The 26,151-nt window shown below is 68.7% G+C and carries 24 protein-coding genes; 12 read left to right on the plus strand and 12 right to left on the minus strand.

The window, feature by feature from the left end:
- Positions 1-66 precede the first annotated feature (66 nt).
- On the minus strand, positions 67-1,326 hold the full coding sequence (locus RTM68_RS07705) for a sugar ABC transporter substrate-binding protein (protein WP_312169781.1): 1,260 nt from the start codon (positions 1,324-1,326) through the stop codon (positions 67-69).
- 89 nt (positions 1,327-1,415) lie between these two features.
- Positions 1,416-2,759, minus strand: coding sequence for an alpha-L-fucosidase (locus tag RTM68_RS07710; protein ID WP_312169783.1), 1,344 nt, complete (start codon positions 2,757-2,759; stop codon positions 1,416-1,418).
- A gap of 109 nt (positions 2,760-2,868) precedes the next feature.
- Between RTM68_RS07710 and RTM68_RS07715 the strand changes: the two genes are divergently transcribed.
- Positions 2,869-3,195 (plus strand): L-rhamnose mutarotase, encoded by a 327-nt coding sequence (locus tag RTM68_RS07715; RefSeq protein WP_312169785.1) that lies wholly within the window; start codon positions 2,869-2,871, stop codon positions 3,193-3,195.
- A gap of 97 nt (positions 3,196-3,292) precedes the next feature.
- Complete coding sequence (locus RTM68_RS07720) at positions 3,293-4,795, plus strand: hypothetical protein (RefSeq protein ID WP_312169787.1); 1,503 nt, start codon at positions 3,293-3,295, stop codon at positions 4,793-4,795.
- A gap of 16 nt (positions 4,796-4,811) precedes the next feature.
- On the opposite strand, the gene RTM68_RS07725 is transcribed toward RTM68_RS07720, so the two are convergent.
- A complete protein-coding gene (locus tag RTM68_RS07725) occupies positions 4,812-5,873 on the minus strand; it encodes a LacI family DNA-binding transcriptional regulator (RefSeq protein ID WP_312169788.1) in 1,062 nt (353 codons plus the stop codon).
- 59 nt (positions 5,874-5,932) lie between these two features.
- On the opposite strand from RTM68_RS07725, the gene RTM68_RS07730 reads away from it, so the two are divergent.
- On the plus strand, positions 5,933-7,183 hold the full coding sequence (locus RTM68_RS07730; protein ID WP_312169790.1) for an MFS transporter: 1,251 nt from the start codon (positions 5,933-5,935) through the stop codon (positions 7,181-7,183).
- Positions 7,184-7,279: 96 nt separating this feature from the next.
- On the opposite strand, the gene RTM68_RS07735 is transcribed toward RTM68_RS07730, so the two are convergent.
- Positions 7,280-7,594, minus strand: a complete 315-nt coding sequence (locus RTM68_RS07735) for a response regulator (protein WP_312169792.1) — start codon at positions 7,592-7,594, stop codon at positions 7,280-7,282.
- 147 nt (positions 7,595-7,741) lie between these two features.
- Between RTM68_RS07735 and nucS the strand changes: the two genes are divergently transcribed.
- Together nucS and RTM68_RS07745 are read left to right on the plus strand one after the other, a co-directional pair.
- Positions 7,742-8,437 (plus strand): endonuclease NucS, encoded by a 696-nt coding sequence (gene nucS / locus RTM68_RS07740; protein WP_241795687.1) that lies wholly within the window; start codon positions 7,742-7,744, stop codon positions 8,435-8,437.
- Positions 8,438-8,521: 84 nt separating this feature from the next.
- Positions 8,522-9,187, plus strand: a complete 666-nt coding sequence (locus tag RTM68_RS07745; RefSeq protein ID WP_312169794.1) for an HAD hydrolase-like protein — start codon at positions 8,522-8,524, stop codon at positions 9,185-9,187.
- A 201-nt stretch (positions 9,188-9,388) separates the two neighbouring features.
- On the opposite strand, the gene RTM68_RS07750 is transcribed toward RTM68_RS07745, so the two are convergent.
- A complete protein-coding gene (locus RTM68_RS07750; RefSeq protein WP_194764439.1) occupies positions 9,389-9,595 on the minus strand; it encodes a cold-shock protein in 207 nt (68 codons plus the stop codon).
- 552 nt (positions 9,596-10,147) lie between these two features.
- On the opposite strand from RTM68_RS07750, the gene RTM68_RS07755 reads away from it, so the two are divergent.
- On the plus strand, positions 10,148-10,966 hold the full coding sequence (locus RTM68_RS07755) for a shikimate 5-dehydrogenase (protein ID WP_312169797.1): 819 nt from the start codon (positions 10,148-10,150) through the stop codon (positions 10,964-10,966).
- A 27-nt stretch (positions 10,967-10,993) separates the two neighbouring features.
- Here RTM68_RS07755 and RTM68_RS07760 read toward each other — a convergent pair whose 3' ends face one another.
- Both RTM68_RS07760 and RTM68_RS07765 read right to left on the minus strand, forming a co-directional pair.
- A complete protein-coding gene (locus RTM68_RS07760) occupies positions 10,994-11,779 on the minus strand; it encodes an aldo/keto reductase (protein ID WP_312169820.1) in 786 nt (261 codons plus the stop codon).
- Positions 11,780-11,871: 92 nt separating this feature from the next.
- Positions 11,872-13,059 carry an MFS transporter gene (locus RTM68_RS07765; RefSeq protein WP_312169799.1) on the minus strand — a complete coding sequence of 396 codons (1,188 nt, stop codon included), beginning with the start codon at positions 13,057-13,059 and terminating at the stop codon, positions 11,872-11,874.
- Between the two features lie 131 nt (positions 13,060-13,190).
- Between RTM68_RS07765 and RTM68_RS07770 the strand changes: the two genes are divergently transcribed.
- The gene (locus tag RTM68_RS07770) at positions 13,191-13,640 is read left to right on the plus strand and encodes a MarR family transcriptional regulator (RefSeq protein WP_312169801.1); all 450 of its coding nucleotides are present in this window, start codon (positions 13,191-13,193) and stop codon (positions 13,638-13,640) included.
- A gap of 16 nt (positions 13,641-13,656) precedes the next feature.
- On the opposite strand, the gene RTM68_RS07775 is transcribed toward RTM68_RS07770, so the two are convergent.
- Positions 13,657-16,002 carry an FdhF/YdeP family oxidoreductase gene (locus RTM68_RS07775; protein WP_312169803.1) on the minus strand — a complete coding sequence of 782 codons (2,346 nt, stop codon included), beginning with the start codon at positions 16,000-16,002 and terminating at the stop codon, positions 13,657-13,659.
- Positions 15,992-16,882, minus strand: a complete 891-nt coding sequence (fdhD, locus tag RTM68_RS07780) for a formate dehydrogenase accessory sulfurtransferase FdhD (RefSeq protein ID WP_312169804.1) — start codon at positions 16,880-16,882, stop codon at positions 15,992-15,994. The genes RTM68_RS07775 and fdhD overlap by 11 nt, the downstream gene beginning before the upstream one ends.
- Before the next feature lie 108 nt (positions 16,883-16,990).
- Here fdhD and RTM68_RS07785 point away from each other — a divergent pair, with 108 nt between their 5' ends.
- Both RTM68_RS07785 and RTM68_RS07790 read left to right on the plus strand, forming a co-directional pair.
- Positions 16,991-18,817 carry a substrate-binding and VWA domain-containing protein gene (locus RTM68_RS07785; RefSeq protein WP_312169806.1) on the plus strand — a complete coding sequence of 609 codons (1,827 nt, stop codon included), beginning with the start codon at positions 16,991-16,993 and terminating at the stop codon, positions 18,815-18,817.
- 8 nt (positions 18,818-18,825) lie between these two features.
- Positions 18,826-19,824, plus strand: a complete 999-nt coding sequence (locus tag RTM68_RS07790) for a hypothetical protein (RefSeq protein ID WP_312169808.1) — start codon at positions 18,826-18,828, stop codon at positions 19,822-19,824.
- Between the two features lie 7 nt (positions 19,825-19,831).
- Here RTM68_RS07790 and RTM68_RS07795 read toward each other — a convergent pair whose 3' ends face one another.
- Entirely contained in the window at positions 19,832-20,530 is a 699-nt protein-coding gene (locus RTM68_RS07795) for an ABC transporter ATP-binding protein (RefSeq protein ID WP_312169809.1), read from the minus strand.
- Positions 20,527-21,597: an ABC transporter permease gene (locus RTM68_RS07800; RefSeq protein ID WP_312169811.1), complete on the minus strand. Its 1,071-nt coding sequence runs from the start codon at positions 21,595-21,597 to the stop codon at positions 20,527-20,529. Before RTM68_RS07800 ends, RTM68_RS07795 begins: the two co-directional genes overlap by 4 nt.
- Before the next feature lie 164 nt (positions 21,598-21,761).
- On the opposite strand from RTM68_RS07800, the gene RTM68_RS07805 reads away from it, so the two are divergent.
- Both RTM68_RS07805 and RTM68_RS07810 read left to right on the plus strand, forming a co-directional pair.
- Positions 21,762-22,946, plus strand: a complete 1,185-nt coding sequence (locus RTM68_RS07805) for a sensor histidine kinase (RefSeq protein WP_312169813.1) — start codon at positions 21,762-21,764, stop codon at positions 22,944-22,946.
- On the plus strand, positions 22,943-23,569 hold the full coding sequence (locus RTM68_RS07810; protein ID WP_312169815.1) for a response regulator transcription factor: 627 nt from the start codon (positions 22,943-22,945) through the stop codon (positions 23,567-23,569). Before RTM68_RS07805 ends, RTM68_RS07810 begins: the two co-directional genes overlap by 4 nt.
- A 16-nt stretch (positions 23,570-23,585) precedes the next feature.
- Here RTM68_RS07810 and RTM68_RS07815 read toward each other — a convergent pair whose 3' ends face one another.
- Entirely contained in the window at positions 23,586-24,524 is a 939-nt protein-coding gene (locus RTM68_RS07815) for a LacI family DNA-binding transcriptional regulator (protein ID WP_312169817.1), read from the minus strand.
- A 150-nt stretch (positions 24,525-24,674) separates the two neighbouring features.
- Here RTM68_RS07815 and RTM68_RS07820 point away from each other — a divergent pair.
- Positions 24,675-26,151: mannitol dehydrogenase family protein (locus RTM68_RS07820; protein ID WP_312169818.1), on the plus strand; the 1,477-nt coding region annotated here is incomplete at its 3' end.

Below are 26,151 nucleotides of genomic sequence, written 5' to 3' on the forward strand. Positions count from 1 at the left end.
CCCGCCGCACCGGGCATCGGGGAGGAGGCCGTGGCCTCCGTCCGCTCGCTCATGATGGCCATCGGCTCAGCCGCCCACCGAGTTCTGGATCGTCTCCATGATCTCCTCGGCCGTCAGCTCACCCCGGTAGCCCTGCACGCCGTACTGGGTCATCAGGGTCTCGACCTGGTTCCAGGTCGGGGTGGTGCGCTGCGGGGTCGCGTCGGCGAGCAGCGCCTCGACGACCTCGGCCGCACCCTCGGTCTTGCCCTCGGCCCACGCGGGGAGAGCCTCGATGCGCGCCGGGACGATGCCGCGGGCCTCGGCCTGCTTCTCCTGCACCGACACCGAGGTCAGGGCCTCGATCGCGGCGAACGCCTCATTGGGGCGGTCGCAGTTGGCGGCGATGCCGAAGCCGGAGCCGGCAGTCATCGCCGCGGCCTCGCCGCTGGTCGACGGGACGATGGTGACGCCGAGGGTGAAGTCGGCGGTGTCGGCGAAGCTGCCGTACATCCACGGTCCCTCGATCAGCATCGGCACCGCGCCCGAGGTGAACGCCTGCTGCGATACCTCCGACCCGTCGGCGGCCTCGGGTGCCTTCGCGACCTGCTCGACCGACACGAGGTCGAAGAAGCTCTGCACCTGATCGACGAACTCGGGGTTGGTCAGATCGAGCTCTCCGTCTTCGGTGACCGCAGGCACGCCGTCGGCCAGAGACCAGGCGTTCGGGATGAAGATGCCCGGCGCGAGCGCGAGGCCCTTCTTCTCTCCGTCGGTCAGCGCCTTGGCATCCGCGATGAACTGGTCGCGGGTGTACTCGGTGCCGGGCAGATCGAGGCCGGCGGCTTGAAACGCCTCGACGTTGTAGAAGAGGACGATCGGCTCGGCGTCGTAGGGGATGGCGCGAATGGTGCCGTCCACCGTCATGCCGCTGAGCATCGAGGCGTCGATGTTGTCGATGTCGAAGCCGCTCTTCTCGATCAGGTCGTCGAGGGGCATGAGCAGATCGCCGAGCTCCTGCGCTCGCGCCGCCTGAGTGGTGAGCAGACAGGGCGGGTTCGATCCGCTCAGGCGGGTCTTCACCTTCGTCCAGTAGTCCGAGAAGCTCGGACCCTCGACCGTGATGTCGAGGTCTGGATTCTCGGCTTTCGCGCCGTCGATGAAGTCGGCCCACTGCGCCTGGTCGCCCTCACTGGCGGCCCAGGTGTAGAGCACGAGCGGGCCGCCTGCGTCGCCGCCGGAGCCTCCTGCAGAGCTGCCGGCGCAGCCGGCGAGCGCGGCCGCGGCGAGTCCTGCCATGCCGGTCAGAACGAGACGCTTCGCGCGTCGGGATGCGGGTGCATTCATACTGTCTGCCTCCTTCATTGGATGCTGAGATCGATGCGATGGGTGAGGGGGTGTTGCTCGGATGGTGCGGTGTTCAGGTACAGTTCGGGTCACTCGGAGAAGTCGATGGCGATGACGTCGACAAGGGCGCCGCTCGGCTCAGGCGCCACGATGCGCAACTCGCCCAGGTCGTCCCCCGCGGTCGACGCCTCGTGCACTTCGAAGCTCGCATCGTGCTGCAGCTCGAGGCCGTCCGCGAGGCGGTGCACGTGCGTGATCCTTCGCACCGGCAGGCCGCGCACGATGATCTCCTCGACGGGCAGCGCGGTGAGGTGCAGGTAGAGCCGGCCGGGCCGCGCGGTCGTCGGGCCGTGGACGTCGATGCCGACGGTCGGATCGACGCCGATCACGGACTCGGCGTGCGCCCGCATCCATCCCGCGAACTCCTCGAGCCTCCCCTGCTCGACCTCGGGCAGTGTGCCGTCGGGGCCAGGACCGACGTTGAGCAGCAGGTTGCCGCCCCGGGCGACCGCATCGATCAGCGTCACGAGCAGCGAGCGCGCCGACTTCTCGTTGTCGGGGCCCCTGCGCCAGGCCCAGTGGTCGCCGATCGTGAGGCACAGCTCCCACGGCCCCGTCGGCGCTGTGAGCGGAAAGCCCTGTTCGGGGGTGCGGTAGTCGCCCTGTCCCGGCAGCCGATCGTTGATCACGACGTCGGGCTGCAACTGCTTGATGAGTCTGCGGAGCCCCGGTGCGGTCCACTCGACGGCGGAGCGTTCCCAGTCGCCGTCGAACCACAGCAGGTCGATCGTGCCGTAGTTCGTGAGCAGCTCGGTGAGCTGCGCTCGCACGTAGTCGAGGTATCGAGCCCACTCCTCGGGGCTTGAACGGCGGTGGCGGTCGGTGGCATCAGGAGTGTCGGCGAACTCGGCGAGGCCCGCCGCCGGCCAGTGTTCGAGCTTGTACGGCAGGTCCTCGTCGCGGAACGCCGGGTAGTCCGCGTGATTCCAGTCGGGAAGGCTGTAGTAGATGCCGACCTTCATGCCCTCGGCGCGCACGGCCTCGACGAACTCTCGGGTGATGTCGCGCCCGAACGGGCCGTGCTGCACGCCGAAGTCCGACTGCTCGGTGAAGAACATGTTGTAGCCCGCATGGTGACGAGCGGTGAAGACGACATAGGTCGCGCCCGCCTCCCGCGCTCGACGCGCGAGGTCGGAGGCGTCCCACTCGGTGGGGTCGAAGGTGGGGGCGGTCGCCTGGTACTCGGCGACGGTCACGGAGTCTTCCACGGCATCCTGGCCCGGGATGATAGACCGCCCCACCAGCGGCCACGAGATCTCGATCCCTTGCTGTGACGCCTGATCCCAGTGCACGAAGATCCCAAGTCCTGCGCCGCTGAACCACTCCCCGCCAGGGATGCGTTCGGTGGGGCGCCGGAAGCCTGCGTCTGTCATTGAGCCTCTCCTTCGAGTTCAAGATTTCCTATAGGATACTTGATCTACGACGGGGATCGCAAGGGTGTGAAGATGGTGTGACCCTGTCGACGCAGACGAAAGGCACCCCATGCGCATCGCTCTCCACTCCGAGATCCGCGCGGGCGCGATCAACGACTACCGCACGAATCACGCACGCATCCCGGATGCTCTCGCTGCGAGCTTCGCGCGCATCGGCATCCACGACTGGACGATCTGGCGATCCGGTCACCGTCTCTTCCACCTCGTCGACTGCGATGACTGGGATGCCGCCGTCGCCGCATTGAGCGACGACCCGGCCGACCACGCCTGGCAGGCCGACATCGGTCGGTTCGTCGAGGTCTTCCGCGATGCGGACGGCGCCGAGGGCACCGCGCCGCTCGAGGAGATCTGGGACCTTCGGGCGCAGACCTCCTGACCCCCTCCCCCCTTTTTCGAATCGCTCACTTTGCAGATATCGGGCTCTGAGATCTGCAAAGTGAGCGATTCGTAACGGGGGGTGGCAGAGTAGGGCCGTGACGCGGGGGTGGGTGCGAGAGCTCGTCGGCTGGCTGCTCGCCGCCGCGATCGCTCTGATCGTCGCCGGCACGATCGCGTCGTCCCCCCGTTCCGGGATGCTGTTCGACGACGGGGACTCGCTCGTCGTCGCGCTGCTCTCGCGCTCGATCCTCGCTGGCGACCCGCTCGACTGGGCGATGTCGAGCGTGCTCTTCCTGCCTGAGGTCGCGGTGTTCGTGGCCCTCCGGGCGCTCCTGCCCCTCGACGTCGACGCCCTGCTCGCGGTCAGCGCCGTGCTCAACCTGCTGGCGCTCTACGGGGCGATCCGGCTCGTCGCCGGGCGCGCCCGCACGGGCAGGTCGCCGATCCTGTGGTCACTCATCGCCCTCACCGCTTTCGGCGTGCTCGCGATGACGGAGTCCTCCCCGTCGCGCGATGCCCTCGAGCTCGCCTCCCTGCAGCTGACGACCACGTACTACGCGGCGACCGTGGTCGCGGTCGTGCTCACGATCGGACTCGTGCGACGGATGCTCGATGCTCCGCGGTTCTCCGTCGCGCTCGTGATCACCCTCGGTGTCGTCGCGATGCTGTCGACGCTCTCTAATCCGCTGTACCTGGCATGGGCGACCGCTCCGCTCGGCGTGCTGCTCGCGATCTCGGCCTGGCGCTCACCGCAGCGCGAGCGGCTCGTCGGCATGCTCGCCGTCCTGGTGGGCGGGAGCGCACTGGGCCTTCTCACTCGCATTCCGTTCTCGGCATGGATCGCGAACACCGGCGCGGGCTACGCGGATCCCTCACGATGGCTCGAGTCGCTCGCCTACTACGGCGAGCTGTCCATCGTGCGTCTGCAGACTCCGCCGGGCGCCCTGGCGGCCGTCATCTCGACAGCGCTCCTGACCTTCGCGGTGATCAGGACTCGACGAGCGACAGATGCCGGTGAACGGCTGGTCGCCGCATCCGCCTGGATCGTGCCGGTGCTGGTCGTCGCGGGCGCGATCGCCCTCGGCACGCACGCCGCCCGCTACCTGCAGCCGGTCGCGTTCGCTCCGGTGCTCGCGCTGGTCGCCGTGCCGCGACCGCTGGTGTTCAGCCGAGCCCGAACCCGCGCCGCCGCGGCCATCGTCGCCGCTCTGCTGCTGATAGGCGGCAGCGTGAGCATCCCGCGGCTCGCTGCGGCAGCGCACAGGCCCGACGACGACCTCGCCTGCGTCACCGACTGGGTCGACGCGTCGGGCCGCACCGGCGCCGGGCAGTTCTGGACCGTGCGTCTGCCGAAGCTGCACCTGGCCGATCCGTCACGACTCGTGCAGGTCGACCACCGTCTCGACGGCTACGCCTGGCTCGTCGACCGCGCGGACTTCACCCCCGATGCGACGGCGTCGTTCCTCATCGAGGACGCGCAGACCGTGCCGTGGGAGCTGCCCGTGCAGGCGGATCCGGAACGCAGGATCGACTGCGGCCGCTACACGGTCGTCGACTTCGGCGATGCGTCGCTGCCGATCGGACCCGCGCACTCCTGAACGGGCGGCTGCCGGGTCAGCGTGAGGGCGGCGCCGTGGTCGTGCCCTGCCGGAAACGGCAGGTCAGGTGCAGGGTCACCGCGTCTTCGCCGCGCAGCATCCGTGCGACCTGCTCTCCGGCTGCACGCCCCTTCTCGACAGCCGGCTGCACGCTGGTGGTGAGCACGAGCCCTCCGAGTCCGTCGACGTCGACCCCGTCGAAGCCCGCGACCGAGAGGTCCTCGGGCACCCGCAGGCCGAGCTCCTCCGCGGCACGGATGACCCCGACCGCCAGCAGGTCGCTCTGCGCGAGGATCGCCGTGGGGCGCGATGACTCGTCGGCCAGCAGCTCGCGCCCGACGGCCAGCCCCTCGTCGATGAAGCTGCCGGATGCCGACACCGCCGGCGCGTCGGGGAAGACCTCCCGCATACCCGAGAGGCGGTCGATCGTGACGTCGATCGTCGCCGAGGCGAGCCGCTCGGGCGTGACGATCCCCCGTTCGCGGTCGTTGTCGAGCGGGAGGGTGACGAGCGCGACGTCGTGATGGCCGAGATCGCGGACATGCCGCGCGACGTCGGCCGACGCGTCGGCGTTGTCGAGAGTGACGCGCGGAATCCCCTCGCCCGCATCGCCCTCGATCACGACGACCGGAAGACCGCGTCCGCGCACGATGTCGAGCGATGCGCGGGTGCGGCCCGAGCATCCGATCAGCACGACCGCGTCGACCGGCGCGTTCACGAGCGACGCTCCGTCGTCGCCGGGCTCGTCGCGCATCAGCAGGATGCCGGCGCTGAGGTCCGCGAGCCCGTCGGTGAGGCCGTCCATCAGCGCGGTGCTCACGGGATCGAGGAACGCCGTGCGCAGATGCCCCTCGAGCACGACCGCGACGATGCCGCTCCGTCCACGCCGCAGCGAGGCGGCCCGAGGGTCAGGACCGGCGTAGCCGAGATCGGCAGCGGCGGCCAGCACCCGCTCGCGGGTGGCCGGCGCCACCTTGGCCTTTCCACTGAACACGACGGATGCGGTGGAGGTGGCGACTCCCGCGGTGCGCGCGACATCGGCGATCGTCGCGCGACGCGGGGCGTCTTGACTGGTCATACCTTGAGGATAGCCTCCGGACTTTCGTGGAGTCGAATCGATTCGATATACTCTCCGTCATGCACACCGCCCTCACTCGTTCGCAGTACGTCCGCTGGCGCACCGCGATCTTCGCGATCTTCCTCGCCAGCGGCCTGTCGATCGCGACCTGGGCGTCTCGCGTACCGTCGATCAAGCTCGCGCTCGACATCGACAAGGCCCAGGTCGGCATGCTGCTGCTCGGCGCCGGCATCGCCTCGATCATCGGCATCTCGACGAGCCCCGCGATCATGGCGCGCACCGGCGCACGCCTCGGCATGATGGTGTCGATCTTCACGTTCGCCTCGGGCGTGGCCCTGATCGGCATCGGCGCCAACGTGCTCGGCTCGTACACGGTCGTGCTGATCGGCCTCGTGCTGTTCGGACTCGGCAACGGATGCGTCGACGTGATGATGAACGTCGAGGCCACCGCGATCGAGCAGCACTCCGGCAAGACGATCCTGCCGCTCTTCCATGCCTTCTTCAGCTTCGGCACCGTCATCGGCGCGGGCCTCGGCGCCCTCGCAGCCCAGCTGCAGATCGACGTCTTCACCCACACTCTCGTCATCGCGGTGCTGATCGCCGCGATCGGCGTCGCCAGCATCGCCAACGTGCCTCGACGCGAAGAGGCGCTGGATCCGAGCGCAGAAGACGGCGAGAAGCCGCACTGGCGCGAGCGGATGCACGTCGCGCTGTCGGCCTGGCGAGAGCCGCGCACCTACGCGATCGGTGTCGTGATGCTCGGCATGTCGTTCGCCGAGGGCGGTGCCAACGACTGGCTCGCCCTGGGCGTCGCCGAGGATCACGGTGGCGGCACCGCGCTCGGCGCCGCCGCGCTCGCCACGTTCTCGGTCGCGATGACGGCCGTCCGCATCTTCGGCGGACCTCTCGTCGACCGCTTCGGACGGGTGGCGGTGCTGCGGGTTCTCGCCGTCGCGGCGGCATCCGGCATCCTGCTGTTCATCCTCGCGCCGAGCCTGCCGCTGGTCTTCGCCGGTGCGGCGCTGTGGGGCATTGGCGCCTCGCTCGGCTTCCCGCTCGGCATGTCGGCTGCGGCCGACGACCCGGCCAAGGCGGCCGCCCGCGTCAGCGCGGCCGCGACCATCGGCTACATCTCGTTCCTCGGCGGTCCTCCCGTGCTCGGCTTCATCAGCGAGCACATCGGACTGCTGAACACGCTCTTCATCCTGGTCGGCCTCGTCGTGCTGTCGGGCCTCTTCTCGGGTGCTGCTCGACCGCTCCGCGCGGACGAGATGTCGGAGCAATCCGTGCCCGCGGCGACGCGGAACTGAGCGTCAGACGTCGTCACACGGGTGCCCATACCTCGATCCCACACCACGGATCTCGGGGGGAGTTCAGGGCGCTCGGGTGGCCCTCGTCGATGATCGTCACCGCGCGACGAGAAGGCGTTGTGCCGGGCCCTCGAGTCGCGCGACGGAGACCTTCACCTCGCCGATGTCGGCCTTGACCTCAGCGATGTCCGCCTCCACGCGGTCGAACCGCGCATCCACTCGCTGCTCGACACCCGCGAACCGCGCATCCATCCGCTGCTCAGCCCTCTCGAACCGCGCATCCATCCGCTGCTCGACACCCGCGAACCTCGCGTCCATGCGACTGATCACCCATCCGAATCCCGACGCCAGTCCCAAGATCGTGGACGCGACAGACACGATCATCGTCACCAGTTCGATCGACACGGTCATCTCCTCATTCTTCGCCGGCGCGCCCAGAATGTCAGGATCCAGTTCCGCATGATCGCGCGGAAGGACAGCAGCCCGGCATGTGGGGAAACACCAGGAGCGACACCCACCGCCGCAGAAGCACTCCGCCCGACGAAGTAGGCTCGTCGGGTGCGTCTCGTCATCGCCCGCTGCTCCGTGGATTACACGGGCCGGCTCAATGCCCACCTCCCGCTCGCCACGCGTCTTCTCGTGCACAAGGGCGACGGGAGTCTGCTCGTGCACTCCGACGGCGGCAGCTACAAGCCGCTGAACTGGATGAGCCCGCCGTGCTCGCTCTCGACCGAGGAGCCCGGTGAAGAGGAGTCGATCGCGGGTGTCACCGAGGTGTGGCGCGTCACCCACAAGAAGACCGGCGATGCGCTACGCGTGCAGATCTACGAGATCATCCACGACACGAAGCACGACCTCGGCATCGACCCCGGTCTGCAGAAGGACGGCGTCGAGGCCGACCTGCAGCGTCTGCTCGCCGAGCAGGTCGACCGCGTCGCCGAGGGGGCGACGCTCGTGCGCCGCGAGTACCCGACCGCGATCGGTCCCGTCGATCTGCTCGTGCGCGATGCCGACGGTGCGGCGATCGCCGTCGAGATCAAACGCCGTGGCGACATCGACGGTGTCGAGCAGCTGACGCGGTACCTCGAGCTCCTCGGCCGAGACCCGCACCTCGCCCCGGTGCAGGGAGTGTTCGCCGCGCAGGAGATCAAGCCGCAGGCCCGCGTGCTCGCCGAGGACCGCGGCATCCGCTGCCTCGTGCTCGACTACGACGACATGAAGGGCATCGAGTCCGGCATCCCGCGCCTCTTCTGAGGCCGCGCACGTTCGGCAGCAGGGCGCCTGCACACATGTTCACGGTCGTCCGAGGGTTCCCGCACAGCCCATAGGCTGGAAGACATGGCTTCTTCCCCCTATTCCTGCGTGCTGTGGGACGTCGACGGCACGATCGTCGACGCCTCGGTCGGCATCCTCCGCCGGCTGAACGTCGCTCTCACCCACTTCGGCCACCCGGCCCCCACGCGCGAAGAGCTGGTTCACTGGATCGGCCCGCCGATGTTCCAGTCCTTCCAGGCTCAGGCGGGCATGACCCCCGAGCAGGCAGCCGAAGCCGTGTCGTTCTACCGCACCCTCGGCAAGGCCGACGGCTACACGACCGACGTCAAGACCTATCCGGGCGTCTCCGAGATCATCCGCGACCTGCATGCGGCCGGAGTTCCGCAGGCCACCGCGAGCTCGAAGCCCGAGATCCAGGTCGACGCCCTCGTCGACCACTTCGAGCTGCGCCCGTTCTTCCTCACGACGGTCGGATCGACCCCCGATGAGTCCACGCTCGCGTCGAAGACCGACATCGTCGCCGAGGCGCTGCGCCGCCTCGCAGATCGCGGTGCGGACATCTCGCGCCCCGTGCTCATCGGCGATCGCCACCACGATGTCGAGGGCGGCAACGCGAACGACGTGCCCGTGATCTTCGTCGAGTGGGGCTTCAGCGACCCGGACGAGGGCGACGAGGCGGCATTCCGCGCAGCATCCGTCGACGAGCTGCGCTCCCTGCTGCTCGCCTGAGTCCTTTCGTCGCTCACCGCGTCGGGCGGAGAACTCCCCGTCGGGCGGAGTCTCATGCCGTGCGTCCGCCCTTCACGGACTCTTCCGCCCTACGCGGTGCGCGCGCCCGCGCCGCGAACCCGGCGTCAGACACAGAACTCCCTGCCGGAGGGTCGCGCCGTACGGCGGACCTCCCGGTCAGGGAGTTCTCGTCTCGTCCGGTCAGACCGGACGGATGTTCTCAGCCTGCAGGCCCTTCGGGCCCTGCGCGACCTCGAACTCGACTCGCTGGTTCTCTTCGAGAGACCGGTAGCCGGATGACTGGATGGCGGAATAGTGCGCGAAGACGTCAGCGCCGCCGTCGTCGGGGGAGATGAAGCCGAAGCCCTTCTCCGAGTTGAACCACTTGACCGTGCCCTGGGTGCTCATGTACTGCCTGTTCTGCTGCGGGAAAGAAGCCGACGCAGGATGCACCGACGAGACCCACGCTAGTGGAGCACGCTCAGAGCGGAAGAGGCGAGGTCAGCCCGTAACCCAAATGTTGCATGAGAGGTCATCTCGCGTCACATAGGGCCGTCTTCCACGACATCGTGGACGGCCGGAGAAATGGTGTGGCCCTCACCGCGGGGGGAGCGATGAGGGCCGAAGACGACCGGAGGGTGCGTCAGATACCAGCGTAACCCCTCCGCGAGCCTTTTGTCCCCCATTTGGGGGACAAAAGGCAAAAAAGTTTGGAAGTCCGTGCAGACAGCGGCCCTCTCGAGCGGCCCGTTGGGGACAGAACCACTCGAGAGGGCCCAATCGCATGCACGGATCGCCTTTGCCTCTGGGGAAGGCAGCCCGTCGTCTGGGGTGGACGGAGACGATCAATCCCCTGTGCATGCACTCACAACACTATGGGAGTGATCGCGATCACGCTACGGGTGTCAGCGGATTCTGAGGTCGGGAGGATCCGCGCACTCCCGCGAGTACCCTGGAGGCGTGACCATGCTCAACAAGGACATGACCCTGTGCATCTCGCTGTCAGCGCGGCCCAGCAACAACGGCACCCGATTCCACAACTTCCTCTACGAGGAACTCGGCCTGAACTGGATCTACAAGGCCTTCGCCCCCACCGACCTCGGCCAGGCGATCGCCGGCGTGCGGGGACTCGGCATCCGCGGATGCGCGGTCTCGATGCCCTACAAGGAAGATGTGATCGCACTCGTCGACCACATGGATGCCTCTGCCTCGGCCATCGAGTCTGTCAACACGATCGTGAACGACGACGGCGTGCTCACCGCATACAACACCGACTACAGCGCGATCGCCCAGCTCATCGAGCGGAACTCTCTCGACCCGACGGCTTCCGTGCTGCTGCGTGGCTCGGGCGGGATGGCGAAGGCCACCGCTGCGGCCTTCCGCGACGCCGGCTTCTCGCGGGTCACGATCGCGGCGCGCAACGAAGAGCGCGGTCGCGGCCTCGCCGATCTCTACGGCTTCGAATGGACGGCGGATGCGGATGCCGTGACCGCCGACATCATCGTCAACATCACGCCGATCGGCATGGCCGGCGGAGCCGAAGAGCATGCGCTGTCGTTCTCGGAGGCGCAGATCGCCGCGGCATCCGTCGTGTTCGACGTCGTGGCCCTTCCCGCCGAGACCCCGCTGATCGCGGCGGGCCGCGCGGCGAGCAAGACCGTGATCACCGGCGCGGAGGTCGCGACGCTGCAGGCGCTCGAGCAGTTCGTGCTGTACACCGGCATCCGCCCGACTCCCGAGCAGGTCGCCGCCGCTGAGGAGTTCATGCGGGCGCAGTAGCCGCCGCGCCCGCATCACTCTTTCGGCTCAGCCGTTGAACTGAGCGGGGTGGGGTCCGGTGCGACCGTCGCGCTCGAGAGCGTCGATCGTCGCGAGTTCGTCCGCGGTCAGCTCGAAGTCGAACACATCGAGGTTCTGGGCGATGCGGGCCGGGGTCACCGACTTCGGGATCACGACGCGCCCCTGCTGCACGTGCCAGCGCAGCACCGCCTGCGCCGGCGTCTTGCCATGGCGGTCGGCGATCTCGACCACGGAGGCATCGCCGAGCACGGCACCCTGCGCGAGCGGGCTCCAGGCTTCGGTGACGATGCCGCGCTCGGCGTTCGCCGCGACGACCGCGCGGTTCTGCAGAGCCGGGTGCAGCTCGACCTGGTTGACGGCGGGCACGATGCCCTGATCGGAGGCGATCCGCTCGAGGTGCTCGGGTTCGAAGTTCGACACCCCGATCGCCCGCACGCGCCCGTCGGCGTAGAGCTTCTCGAGGGCGCGCCACGTCTCGGGATACGTTCCGAGAGCAGGAGTGGGCCAGTGGATCAGGTACAGGTCGAGGTGGTCGAGGCCGAGGCGCTCCAGCGACTCGTCATATGCCCGCAGGGTGGCGTCGTACCCGTGATCGGCGATCCAGACCTTGGAGGTCACGAAGAGGTCGTCGCGGGCGATGCCCGATTCGCGGAGTGCACGGCCGACACCCGCCTCGTTGCCGTAGATGGTTGCGGTGTCGATGCTGCGGTATCCGGCGTCGAGGGCTGCCGCGACGGCGGTCGTCGTCTCGGCATCCGGCACCTGGAACACGCCGTAGCCGAGCTGCGGCATCGCGATGCCGTTGTTCAGGGTGACGGTGGGGATGGTGGGAGTGCTCACTGCGGTGTCCTTCGTGTTCTGTGTGGGGGTTCGGGATCGGGTCGTCAGGCGGCGACGGTCTGGAGGGTTCCGGTGGCGGTCGGGGCGGGCTGCCGTGCGGTGATCACGGCGATCACCATGACGACGAGGGCGGATGCCGTGATCGCGGCGCCGATCCAGATGGGTGAGGTGTAGCCGAGTCCCGCGGCGATGCCGAGTCCGCCGGCCCAGGCGCCGAGCGCATTGCCGACGTTGAACGCGCCGATGTTCGCTCCGGAGGCGAGGGTGGGCGCCCCACCGGCGTAGTGCATGATGCGGCTCTGCAGTCCCGGCACTGTGCCGAAGCCGAACGCTCCCATCAGCACGAGGATCCCGATCGTCACGGGCTGCGACCACGCGAAGAAGCCGAACGCCACGAGCACGACGACGAGCGCGGCGATGAAGATCAGGAGGGTGCGGTCGATCGAGCGGTCGGCCAGGCGTCCACCGATCCAGTTTCCGGCGACGAGACCCGCACCGAAGAGCACGAGCAGCCACGGCACGGTGGTGTCGGCGAAGCCGGTGACGCCGGTGAGCGTGTAGGCGATGTAGGTGAAGGCACCGAACATGCCGCCGAAGGCGAGGGCCGTGACGATCAGCGACAGCCAGACCTGGCCGGAACGGAACGCGCGCAGCTCACTGCGCAGGCTGACCTGAGCGCCGGTGACCTTCGGCGCGGTGACGAGAAGTGCGATGCCGACGAACGCGATGATGCCGATGACCGAGATCACCCAGAACGTCGAGCGCCAGCCGAACTGCTGCCCGAGGAACGTGCCGAAGGGAACGCCGAAGACGTTCGCGGCGGTGAGCCCGGTGAACATGATGGCGATCGCGCGTGCCTTCTTCTCGGGGGCGACGAGATCGGCCGCGACGACCGAACCGATGCCGAAGAAGGCGCCGTGGCAGAGGGCGGCGATGATGCGACCGATCATGGCGACCGTGTAGTCGGGGGCGAGAGCCGTGAGGGCGTTGCCCGCGATGAAGAGCACGACGAGTCCGAGCAGCACCGGCTTGCGCGGCAGGCGTGTGGTGGCGGCGGTGAGGCCGAGCGCCCCGACGACCACGGCCAGGGCGTAGCCCGAGATGAGCCAGCCGGCGGTGGACTCCGTGACCCCGAAGTCGGTGGCGACCTCGGGAAGAAGGCCCATGATCACGAACTCGGTGAGTCCGATCCCGAAGGCGCCGATGGCGAGTGCGATGAGTCCGAGTGGCATGGGTGCGCTCCGAAGTCCTCTGCTAAAGTTGTTGCAGACGCGGGATATTGCGTCTCGAGGGATAATCATTGCACACGCAACTATCCCGCGCAAGCAACTACTTATGCGCTCACGTGGCGCTGGAGGTCACCATGGGCATCTCAGACGACGCCGTCGAGATCCGAGCGCGCGGATGGCGCACCCTCGCCGCGCTGCACGGCATCATCGAGGCCGAGCTCGAGAAGGCACTGGGCGCCTCGGCCGGACTCTCGGTCGTCGAATACACCGTGCTCGACGCGCTCAGCCGGCAGGACGGATGGCACATGCGGATGCAGCAGCTCGCCCGCGCGACCGCCCTCAGCCCCAGCGCGACGACGCGGCTCGTGACCCGCCTCGAAGACCGCGGACTGCTCACTCGCATCCTCTGCGCCGACGACCGTCGCGGCATCTACACCGAGCTCACCCCCGCCGGCCTGGCGCTGTATGAGAGCGCGCATCCGATCCACGACGAGACGCTCGAGCGCACCCTCGGTGAAGCCGTCACTCAGCCCGAGCTCGCCCCGGTCGTGCATGCGCTGCAGGGTTCGACGGTCGACGCCTGAGGATCCGCCGCGCGCTTCACGCCCCCGAGCGCGTGACGGTCACCTGGATGCTCTTCATCAGCGGCTGATCGCTCTGCGCGCTGAAGTCCTTGCGACCGATCAGCACGTTCATCTCGGGCATGTAGCCCGCGGCACTGCCGCGCGGCAGGTCGTACGGAACCGCGCGGAAGGCGCGCAGCATCCGGGTCGATCCGTCCTTCGACGTCGACACGATGTCGACGAGGTCACCCTCGGCCAGACCCCGGTCGCGCATGTCGTCCTCGTGCAGGAACACGAGCTCGCGGAGGTTCTTCACCCCGCGGTAGCGATCGTCGTTCGAGTAGATCGTGGTGTTCCACTGGTCGTGCGAACGCACGGTCTGCAGCACCAGGGTGTCGGCGGACTCGGGGATGACGTTCGGCAGAACCGCGAGCGAGAACTCCGCGCGCCGCGACGGCGTCTCGAACACCCGCTGTCTCGCCGGCTGCGGGATGCGGAATCCGTGCGCGTCCCTGATGAGCTCGTTGAACCCCTCGAACCCCGGCAGCACCTTCGCCATCACGTCGCGGATCGTGTCGTAGTCGCCGACGTACCGATCCCACGGGGTCTGCGTGTCAGGGAGCGTCGCCTTCGCCAGCCCGGCGATGATCGCCGGCTCTGACTTCAGATAGGCGGATGCCGGCTGCTTGCGCCCCACCGAGAGGTGCACCATGCTCATCGCGTCCTCGACCGTGACACCCTGCGGTCCCTCTGCCTGCTGGTCGCGCTCGGTGCGTCCGAGGCAGGGCAGGATCAGCGCCTTCTCCCCATGCACGAGGTGACTGCGGTTGAGCTTGGTGCTCACCTGCACCGTGAGTCGGCACTTCTCGAGGCCCTGCGCCGTGAACGGGGTGTCGGGGGCCGCGAGCACGAAGTTGCCGCCCATGCCGACGAAGACCTTCACCCGGCCGTCGTGCATCGCCTCGATCGTGCGCACGGTGTCGAGACCGGGGTGCCGCGGCGGATCGATGCGGCAGACCTCGGCGAGGCGGTCGAGCCAGGCGCCCGTCGGCCGGTGGTCGATGCCGCAGGTGCGGTTGCCCTGCACGTTGCTGTGCCCGCGGATCGGCGAAGGCCCCGCGCCCGTGCGCCCGATGTTGCCCCGCAGCAGCAGCAGGTTGACGATCTCGCGCACCGTGTCGACGCCGTGCTCGTGCTGACTCACGCCGAGGCACCAGCTGATGATCGTGCGCTCCGACGCGAGGTACACAGCCGCGGCCGCGCGGATCTGCTCCTCGGTGAGTCCCGACTGCGCGACGAGGTCGGCCCATGTCGTGTCCTCCACCAGCGCGCGGTACGCCTCGACACCGTTCGTCAGCGACGAGAGGAACTCGGAATCGAGCACCGAAGGGTCATCGACAGCGGCTTCGAAGACCGCCTTCGACATGCCGCGGATCAGGGCGAGGTCACCGCCGGGGCGCACCTGCAGGTTCATCGTGCTCGTGCCCGTCGCCTTCAAGCGCGCCATGTCGACGAAGTCGTGCGGCACGATCGTGCGGGTGGCGCCGGCCTCGAGGAGCGGATTGACGTGCACCACCTGGGCGCCGCGCTTCACGGCATCCGCCAGCGCCGTGAGCATGCGCGGAGCGTTGGATGCCGCGTTCACGCCGAGCACGAAGAGGGCGTCGCAGTCGTTCCAGTCGTGCATGTCGACGGTGCCCTTGCCCGTGGCGATCGACGCCTTGAGCGCCCGGCCCGATGCCTCGTGGCACATGTTGGAGCAGTCGGGGAGGTTGTTCGTGCCGTACTCCCGCACCATCAGCTGGTACAGGAATGTGGCCTCGTTGCTCAGACGGCCCGACGTGTAGAAGGCCGCTTCGTCGGGGCTGTCGAGACCCTGCAGCTCGTCGCCGACGAGCGCGAACGCGTCGTCCCATGAGATCGGCACGTAGTGGTCGGTGTCCGCGTCGTAGACCATCGGCTCGGTCAGTCGCCCCTGATCCTCGAGGTCGAAATCCGGCCAGGTGGCGAGCTCGGTGACCGTGTGCTCGGCGAAGAAGCGCCGGTCGACGCGCTTGCGCGTCATCTCCCAGGTGACGTGCTTGATGCCGTTCTCGCAGATGTCGAGCTTCAGGTTGCCGAGGTCGTCGGGCCACGCGCAGCCGGGGCAGTCGTAGCCCGACACGGGGTGGTTCATCTGCAGCATCGCGAGCGGACCGGCGATCGGCTGGCGCTGCTCGAGCACCACCCGCCCCACCGACACGGCGGCTCCCCATCCTGCCGCCGGGTGGCGGTAGGGCGTACGCGACCAGGCTCGGTCGGTGCGCGGGCCGTACCCTCCCTGCCGCGGTTCCATGGGCATGAGTCCGAAGGCCGTCCCGGAGGTTCCCCAACTATCGAGCATGGCTCGCTCCTTCCGCGGCGGGCTCGGCCGCACCGACTGTTCCGGCATCCAGCCGCACCCGGTGCGCGTGCGTGTAGACGTTCATCGACCGCCCGCGGACGAACCCGACGAGCGTCACCCCCGATTCGTCGGCGAGCTCGGCGGCGAGCGATGACGGTGCAGACACGGCGCTCAGCATCGGGATGCCGGCCATCGCGGCCTTCTGCACCAGTTCGAAACTGGCTCGCCCCGACACCTGCAGAATCTGTCGGCGCAGAGGCAGTCGGTCGTTCAGCAGCGCCCACCCCACCACCTTGTCGACCGCGTTGTGGCGGCCGACGTCTTCGCGCAGCACGAGCATCTCACCGGTGTCGGCGTCGAACAGCGCCGCGGCGTGCAGTCCGCCGGTCTTGTCGAACACCGCCTGCTCGGCGCGCAGCCGATCGGGGAACGATGCGATCTGCTCCGCGTCGATGGCGATGTCGTCGTCGATGACCGGATGCTGTGACACGGTGCGCACGGCATCGATGCTGGCCTTGCCGCAGACCCCGCAGGAGCTGGTCGTGTAGAAGCGTCGCGCCGCCTCGGGGTCGGGAAGCGCGACTCCGAGGGCGAGAGTGAGATCGAGCACGTTGTAGGTGTTCTCCTGCCCGCCGGTGCCCGGGCCGCCGCAGTGGATCGCCGAGTGGAAGTCGGCAGTGCGCGCGATGATCCCTTCGGACACGAGGAACCCGGCCGCCAGCTCGACGTCGTGCCCCGGAGTGCGCATCGTGACCGCGAGCGGCGAGCCCGCGACCCTGATCTCGAGCGGTTCCTCGACCGCGAGCGTGTCGGCTCGCCGGCTCGCACCCTCGCCGAGGGTGAGCTTCAGTATCGGTCGCCTCGTCGTGATCCGCCCCACACGAGCGAGCGTACTCCGCGGCGCGATCGAGCCGGTCCCCGACTGGAGCGGGTCACAAGATCGGACCGATACGTGATCGCGCACGCCATACCTCGGTAGCCTGGGCGCATGAGCGCGCCTCGCACCGCACGACGCATCCCCGCCGCCCTCGCCATGACGGCGATCGCGGCCCTGGCACTGTCCGCCTGCACGGGCGGCGGCGACGAGGGCACGTCCACCGACGGATCGCAGGGATTCCCCGACGACGGATGCACGCACATCACCGTCGCGACCTCGTCGGAGAAGGTCAACATGCTCGACGAGCTCGCGAAGGCATTCAAGGACTCGCCCGAGCACGAGGGGCTCGAGACCTGCGCGACCGTGCGTCCGACGAACGTGTCGTCCGGCAACGCGACTCGCTTCCTGACCTCGGGTGAGGACTGGCCGAGTGACGATCAGTCGCTGTGGCCCACGCTGTGGTCTCCGGCATCCACCGTCTGGACCGACCGCGTCGCGGCAGCCGCATCGCCGGGTCTCGTCGGCGATCCGAAGTCGTTCACCCGCACGCCCGTGGTGTTCGGGATGCCCGAGCCGATGGCGACCGCCCTCGGCTGGCCGAACACCCCCGTCAGCATCACCGACCTCGAGAACCTCTGCCAGGACCCGGCCGGGTGGGGCAGCGTCGGCAAGGACATCTGGGGCGCGTTCAAGATCTCGAAGACCAACCCGAACACGTCGACCACAGGACTCTCGACGATCCTCATGCAGTCGTACGAGGCGACCGGCAAGGCCGAGGGGCTCACCTCCGCCGACGTCGAGGCATCGGCGGACTTCTCCCGCGTGTTCGAGGAGTGCGTCATCCACTACGGCGACACCACCGGCAACGTGCTCTCGACGCTCTACGACGAGACCCAGAACGGCTCGAACGGCTCGGCCTATGTCTCGGCCGTCGCGCTGGAGGAGACCTCGCTGCTCAACTACAACCAGGGCAACCCCGACTCGCACACGGTGCAGCCCGGTGAGACCCTGACCCCGCCCAAGACCAAGCTCGTCGCGGTCTACCCCGAGGGTGGGTCGATGTGGTCGGACAACCCGATCACCGTGCTCGGCGCCGACTGGGTCACGGCCGAGCAGCGCACCGCCGGCGAGGCGTTCGCCGCCTTCGTGCAGACCACCGCGGCGCAGAAGATCCTGCCCGACTACGGCTTCCGCCCGCTCGACGAGTCGGTGCCCCTGGGCGACCTGTTCACGGCGAAGTTCGGCGTCGACCCCGCGCAGCCCGCGGTGACGCTGCCGAAGCCCGACGTCGACGTGATCTCCACGGCGATCGACCAGTGGACGCAGGTGCGCAAGCCCTCGTCCGTGCTCGAGCTGATCGACATCTCGGGATCCATGGACGACCCGATCGGCGACGGGCGTTCGCGTCTCGACGGGGCGATCGAAGGCGCGCAGACGACTCTCGACCATTTCCGCTCCACCGACGAGATCGGGGTGTGGGCGTTCACCACCGGTATCTCGTCCGATGAGGGCGAGGGCATCCAGGTGCTGCGCGATGTCAGTGCGCTCGGCTCCGACGGCGAGAAGCTCGACTCCTCGCTCGACGATCTGCGTTACGCACAGCGCAACGGCACGCCTCTCTACGACTCGATCCTGCTGGCGTACGAGGCCATGAGCGAGCGAGCCGAGCCCGGCCGCATCAACGCGATCGTGCTGCTCTCCGACGGCGAGGACACCGATTCCGCCACTTCCCTCGACTCGCTTATCGCGAAGATCGGCAAGAGCACCAAGGAGGGCGGCGACGACGCCCCGGTCCGTATATTCCCGATCGCGTATGGAGAGGGCGCAGACACGTCGGCGCTGCAGCGCATCGCCGATGTGACCGGCGGTCAGCTGTTCGACGCCTCCGACGCCGAGCGGATCGACCTCGTGTTCGCGTCCGTGATCAACAACTTCTGAGGATTCGGATGCCGTCCCTCTCCGCATCGAACAACCCCTGGATCGATGATGCCGTCGACGGCATATCCGGTCAGAACATCTATGTCGACTCCGATGTGTCGGGGGGACCAGCGCTGACGGATGCGCTCGCGAGCGTGGTCCCGAGCGACGGATCGATCGCGGTGGTGGTGCTGCCGGCGAGTGCTGCCACCGATACCCCGTACAACACGTACATCCTCGATCAGCTCACCGCGGGTGCGAGTCAACAGACCGTGATCGTCGCGATCGGCAACGATCTGCAGGCCGCGTCTGCGGCGATCGGCGATGACGCGCTGCGCATCGCGAACGAGAACGAGTCTTCGGGTGGCAGCTTGCAGGACAAACTCGTCGAGACCGTGACGGAGATCTCGGCGGAGACGCCGGCGTCGTCGGGTGGCGACCCCGGGGTCGCCGAACCCGTCATCCCGCTCGTGATCGGCGGAGTGGTGCTCGTCGCGGCTGCCGTGACAGCTGTCGGACTGATCGCCCGACGCCGACGACGCACGACCCCGGTGTCGACGGATCCGGTGCCCGCCGGCATCCGTCTGCGGGTGAACCGCCTCCGCGAGCTGCGCGCAGACTACGCCGCCGTGCCGGCCAGCGCGGTCGCGGCAGAGACCGCCTCAGGGATCGACGCTCTCGCGTCGCACGTCGAGCAACTGTTCATCCGCCTCGACGCCAAGGCCGGCGAGGATCAGAGCGTGCTCGCCGAAGCCGAGTACTCCGACAAGCTCGCTCGCCTGGTCGCCGCCCTCGACCGCGACTACCTGCTCGACCTGCTCACCCGGCCGGATCTCTGGGATGCCCCGGACGAGCGCATCGCCGAGGTGCGCGAGGCGCTGGCGGCCGTGACCACGCAGATCGTCGACAACATCAAGCAGGTCAACGCCCGCAAGGGACTGCTCTTCCAGGTGTCGCTCGACTCGCTCATCGGTCGCAGCGAGCTGCGCGACTGGGAGCGTCAGTTCAGGCAGAGCTCCGGCGAGTAGTCGACGGTCAACGCCTCGCAACAGCCGCGTCGTCGACGGCACGACCGTCGACGAGGTGCAGCACCCCGTGCATGCGCGGTAGATGCACGAGGTCGTGGGTGACGAGCAGCGTCGACGTGTTCCGCTCGTCGGTGAGCCGCAGGATGAGATCGATGATGGCGGCCCCGCGTTCCTGATCGAGGGCGCTGGTGGGCTCGTCGACCAGGAGCACGCTCGGATCGTTCATCAGTGCTCTCGCGATGTTGACGCGCTGACGCTGGCCGCCGGAGAGCTGATGGGGCCTCTTGTGACCGTGCTCGGCGAGGCCGACAGCCGAGAGCAGCTCATCCGCACGAGCGGCCGCCTCGGCGCGATGGCGACGGCTGCGCGGGGCGCCGAGCTCGTTCATGACGCTGAGCTGCTCACGGGCGGTCAACGAGGGGATGAGGTTGGGCTGCTGGAAGACGATCCCGATCCGGTCCCGCCGCAGTCGCGTCGCCTCGGCGGGGCTGAGAGCCGTGACGTCGCTGCCGTCGATGAGGATCTCGCCGGAATCCGGCCGCAGAAGCGTGCCGGCGACGGCGAGCAGGCTCGACTTGCCTGAGCCGCTGGGGCCCGTGATGCCCGTGACGGTTCCGGGGTGGGCGGTGAGGGAGATGCCGTCCACGGCGGTCACCCGGGAGTCGCCGTCGGGGAAGGTCAGGGTGATGTCGTTCAGGCGGATCATCGGTTGCTCCCGAGGGCGGTGAGGGGGTCGGCGGAGGTGACGGAGCGCAGGGCGAAGGCGGCCCCTGCGAGGCCGAGGGCGATCATGATGCCGCCCGGAAGGATGGTCGTGACGGGGCTCAGCAGGAACGGAAGGGCGGTGCCGGCGAGCAGGCCGAGCACGGTGACCAGCCCCAGACCGATGCCGATGCCCACCAGCAGGACGATCAGCGCCTGACCCAGAGCATCGCGGATCAGGGACCTCGTGCTTGCGCCGAGCGCCTTGAGCACGGCGACGTCGCCCTTGCGCTGCATGGTCCACACGGTGAAGAAGGCCCCGATGACGAGTCCCGAGATGCCGAAGAGCATGGCCACCATGAGCAGGAGCGATCCGATCTCGGAGCGGAAGGCGCTCAGCGCCGTCAGTGAGCCGAGGGTCGTCTCCGAGATCGTGTCGTTCGCAGTGTCCGCGACGTCCCAATCGACGGCGCCCGTGACAGCGAGGACCGTGGCGTAGGCATCGGGATTTCCGGTGGATGCCGAGTACGTCTGCCAGTCGTGCAGGGTCATCTGCACGACCGGAGTGTGGCTGTACCACGCGTCTCCCTCGACCGTCTCGACGTCGTAGGAGACGCCGGCGATCTCGATCTGCCCGCCGACCTTCGCTCCGAGCGCATCCGCAGCGGGCACCGACAGTCGCAACTGGCCGTCCTCCGACGGCGCATTCGCGTCGAAGCCCGGCTCGACACCGAACACCGCGATCGCGGCACGGGTGTCGTCCGTCTCGGCGCGGGTCTGACTGATGCCGAGGGGGCGTGCGTCGGTCACACCCGCCGTCGCCGCCCAATCGTCCGCCTGCTGTTCGGTGATCGTGGAGTCCGCGAAGCTGGCCGCATCGTCTCCGCCCGTGGGGACGGAGAACACGATCCGGTCTGCGGGAAGCGCGAGCACGCCCGAGACGTTCTGGATGGCGAGCCCTCCCGTCAGTCCGCTGAGGAACCCCACGAGAAGGGTGATGAGGGCGACGACGGAGCCGATGAGGATGAATCGCCCTTTGGCGAAGCGGAGATCGCGTAGCGCGACGAACATGGTGTGGCCTTTCCTGTCTCCGATGCGGCGACCATTCCACTCTCGCCGTCGGCGCCGTCCTGGTCATCGGCCACGGGGAGGGGCTTTCGCGCCCGGGAGGAGGATGCCTCGATCGTCCTTTCGGACGATGCCGCCGCTCGGTGCGGCGGCGTAGAGTTCGATCCATGGCGCATACCGCTCTGACCCCGGTGTTCGTGGGTCTGCGGACGGGCCTCCACGTTCTCTTCTTCGCCCTGACGGGGCTCGTCATCGTCAGGGCCGTGCTCGACCCGTCGGAGTCGAGCGTCTCTGCGGTGGTCCTGGCGCTGATCGTCGGCGTCACGTACGCGTCGGGTCTGCTGCTCACCCGCCTCTCCCACGCACGACGTCTGATGTCACTGATCTGGTTGGCCCTGCTCTCGGCGGAGTGGCTGGCTCTGCTGTGGGTGAGTTCGGATGCCGCCTACCTCGTCTTCCCGCTGTTCTTCCTGTTCCTCCACCTGCTGGGGCGCTGGGCGGGGTCGGCCGCGATACTCGTGTCGACGATCGTCGCGGTGTGCGCGCTCGGCATCCACGGCGGATGGAGCGTCGGCGGAGTCGTCGGCCCGTTCGTCGGCGCCGGCGTCGCGCTGCTGATCGGACTCGGCTACCAGGCTCTGGCGAACGAGGCGCAGCAACGCGAGGCCCTGGTCAGTGAGCTGCTCGCGACCCGCGGGCAGCTGGCCGCGCAGGAGCATGAGTCGGGCGTCCTCGCAGAACGCGCACGTCTCGCCCGTGAGATCCACGACACGCTCGCGCAGGGACTCTCCAGCATCCAGATGCTGCTGCATGCGGCGGAACGCGCCGACGACACACGCCCGGGGATCGAGCACATTCGACTCGCACGCGAGACGGCTGCCGCGAACCTCGTCGAGGCGCGGCGGTTCATCCGCGAGCTGACGCCTCCCCAGCTCGACGACCAGACCCTCGGTGGGGCACTGCGCCGACTGGCCCGCACGCAGTGGGCGACCCAGGGACTCGACGTGCAGGTGCGGGTGTCCGACACGATCGCCCTGCCGATGCATCTGCAGACGGCGCTGCTGCGCATCACGCAGGGGGCGATCGCGAACGTCCTCCAGCACGCCCACGCGACGACCGCGACGGTCACCATCAGCATCGAGGAAGACCACCTGCGCTTCACCGTCGAGGATGACGGAGAAGGATTCGATGCCGAGCGCCCCGCACCGGATGCCGCCGAGAAGTCCGACTCCTTCGGCCTGCGCGCGACCGCCGAGCGCGTGGATCAGCTGGGCGGACGACTCGAGATCGACACCGCATCGGGACGAGGAACGACACTGACCGTCGACCTCCCGCTGACGGAGTTCGCATGATCCGGCTCGTCATCGCCGACGATCACCCCATCGTCCGCGCAGGCCTCACCGCCCTGTTCAGTCTCGAAGCGGATCTCGAGGTGGTCGCCGAGGCAGGCACACCTGAGGAGGCCGTCGCCTGCGCCGAGCGAGAGAATCCCGACGTGGTGCTCATGGATCTGCAGTTCGGTTCCCACTCCCCGACGACGGGCGTGGACGCGACACGACGCATCCGTGCGCTCGAGGCACCGCCCTACGTGCTCGTGCTCACCAACTACGACTCGGATGCCGACATCCTCGGGGCCGTCGAGGCGGGTGCGAGCGGCTATCTGCTGAAGGACGCCCCACCGCACGAGCTGACCGCCGCCGTGCGCGCGGCGGCCGCCGGAGAGAGCGCGCTCGCGCCGGTGATCGCCTCCCGCCTGCTCGATCGCATGCGCGCGCCGCGCGTCAGCCTCAGCAGCCGCGAGATCGAGGTGCTCGAGCTCGTCGCCGCCGGGCGATCGAACAGCGAGGTGGCAGACGCGCTCTTCGTCAGCGAGACGACCGTGAAGTCGCACCTCGCGCACATCTTCTCGAAGCTCGACGTCAGTTCACGCACCGCCGCGGTCTCCGCGGCGCGTCAGCGGGGGATTCTCCGCTGAAAGGTGGTGGTCGACCTCAGAGGGCAGCTGGAGCAGCAGTCGACGCACGCACGATCAGCTGCGATCCGAGGGTCACGACATCGTCGATCGCCGTGCCGTTCATCGCCTGCAGCAGCAGGATCGGCATCCGCACCGTCGTGAGCGCTGGGGTGACGGCCCCCGCCAGGTCGATGTCGTCGATGCCGACGATGCTGATGTCGGCGGGGCATCGCTTGCCGAGCTCGAGCATCCCGGCCTCCAACCCCAGGGCCACGAGATCGTTGTACGCGACGACGGCGGTCGCGCCGCTCGCCGCGGCGAGCGCGGCAGCCGCACGACCGCCCTGGATGGATGCCGCGTGGTGGCTGAGGCGGGTGAGACGAATGCCGTGGCGCTCGCACGCCCGGGCGACCGTGTCGGCGCGGCGGATGTCCGCCCACGAACCGCGCGGCCCCGAGGCGTAGGCGATGTGGGTGTGACCGAGTGCGACCAGATGCTCGATCGCCTGACCCGGTCCGTTCTCGGTGTCCATGAGCACGCAGGGCGCGCCGTCGATCTGGCGGTTGACCACGACATAGGGGGTGTCACCGACCAGGGCGAGAACGTCATCATCAGGCAGTCGCGGCGAGCACAGCAGCATGCCGTCGAGCTTGCGTGCCTGCTCGATCTGCTCGCGCTCGCGGCGCAGATCCTCGTCGGCGTCGAACAGCACGATGCGGTGATGCCCGTGCCACGCCTGGCCCTGGATCGCCTTGAGCAGCGTGGCGTAGACCGGGTTCGACACATCGGGCACGACGACCCCGAAGGTGCGAGTCGCGGTCGCCGACTGCGGGGCGGCGTACCCCAGCTCGGTCGCAGCCTCGAGAACGCGCCCGAGAGTGCCGGGGGCGAGCCGATCCGGCTCCCCGAAGGCGCGCGACGCGGTGGCGATCGACACGCCTGCGTGCCGTGCCACATCCGTCAGTGTCGCCGCCATGTTCTGCTCCCGCCCTCCCCGTCATCCTACGGTCACGCCCCTGGATGAAAGATGGCTTGACAAGTTTGTACAACTCATTCACACTGTTTGCAGGACGATCATCGCCGATCACCCATTCGGGTGCCCGGCCCGGAGCGAAGGAGCCGACGCGTGAGCATCGAGACACCGGTCCTGCGCCGCACCACCCCCGCGAGCGCCACCCCCGGAGCCACCCCCTCCGCCGCAGGCATCCTGCACCTCGGACTCGGCAGCTTCCACCGCGCGCACCAGGCCGTCTACACGGCCGCGGCGCTCGAGGCCGCCGGAGGCGACTGGGGCATCGTCGGCGTCGCATCCCGCTCGCGGTCGATCGTCGACGCCATGCACGCACAGGACTTCCTCTACTCGGTCGCGACCATCGCCCCCGGCAGCACCTCGCTGAACATCCCCGGCGTGCACACCGACGCCTTCGTCGGTGCCGAGCAGCCCGAGCGCATCGTCGCCCAGATCGCCGACGCCGGCATCCGCATCGTGACCCTCACGGTCACCGAGAACGGCTACAGCTACTCGCCGGCCACCCAGCGCCTCGATCTGGATGACGACGCCGTGCGCTCCGACCTCCGCGGCGGCGCACCGCGCTCGACCATCGGTCAGCTCGCCCGAGGGCTGCAGGCCCGCGCCGCAGCGGGCGGCGCCCCGATCTCGATCCTCAGCTGCGACAATCTCGCCGCGAACGGCAAGCACACCGCCAAGCTCGTGCGCGAGTTCCTGCAGGAGCTCCCCGGCTCCGAGGGTGCGGACGCACTCGCGTTCCTCGATCGCGGCGTGACGTTCCCGTCGAGCATGGTCGACCGCATCGTCCCGTCGACCACTCCGGAACTCCGCACCCGGGTCAGCACGCTGCTCGGCGCGCGAGACGACATCCCCGTGCCCGCCGAGCCGTTCACCATGTGGGCCGTCGAAGACGCGTTCGCAGCCGGTCGCCCGGCGTGGGAGGCCGGCGGTGCCGTCTTCACCGACGAGGTCGCGCTCTACGAGCAGATGAAGGTGCGGTTGCTCAACGGCACGCACTCCCTGATCGCCTACCTCGGTGCCCTGACCGGCGTCGGCACGATCCCCGAGGCCATCCGCCTCGACGGCATCGCGAAGGCCGCTCGCGCCGTGATGGACGACGAGTACGAGCCGTCGATCGAGGTGCCCTCCGGCGTCGACATCCGCGCCTACGAGAGCGAGCTCTTCGAGCGCTGGGAGAACACGGCCCTCGGCCACCGCACCAGCCAGGTCGGCACCGACGGCTCGGTCAAGCTGCGCCAGCGCATCCCCGAGCCCGCACTCCTCGCGCTCGGCCGCGGCGACATGCCGCACCTGATCGCCCTGACGGTCGCCGGCTACCTCTCGTGCATCGCGCCGCTTCCCGGGTTCGACCCCGGCCTGCACGCCGCCGCGATGACGGACGGCTCCCGTGAGCGCCTGGCCGGATTCGCCGCCACCGCCCGCAACGGTCGCGAGCTCGCGACGCGCGTGATCGCAGAGCTGCACCTGTTCGGGGCCGAGCTCGGGGCGGAGGATGCTTTCATCGCACGAGTCGGAGATCTGATCGACACCATCCGTCGTCAGGGCGTCGACGCCGCGATCACGGATGCCGTCG

Origin of the sequence: Microbacterium sp. (assembly GCF_031988965.1) — a bacterium.
GTDB lineage: Bacteria > Actinomycetota > Actinomycetes > Actinomycetales > Microbacteriaceae > Microbacterium.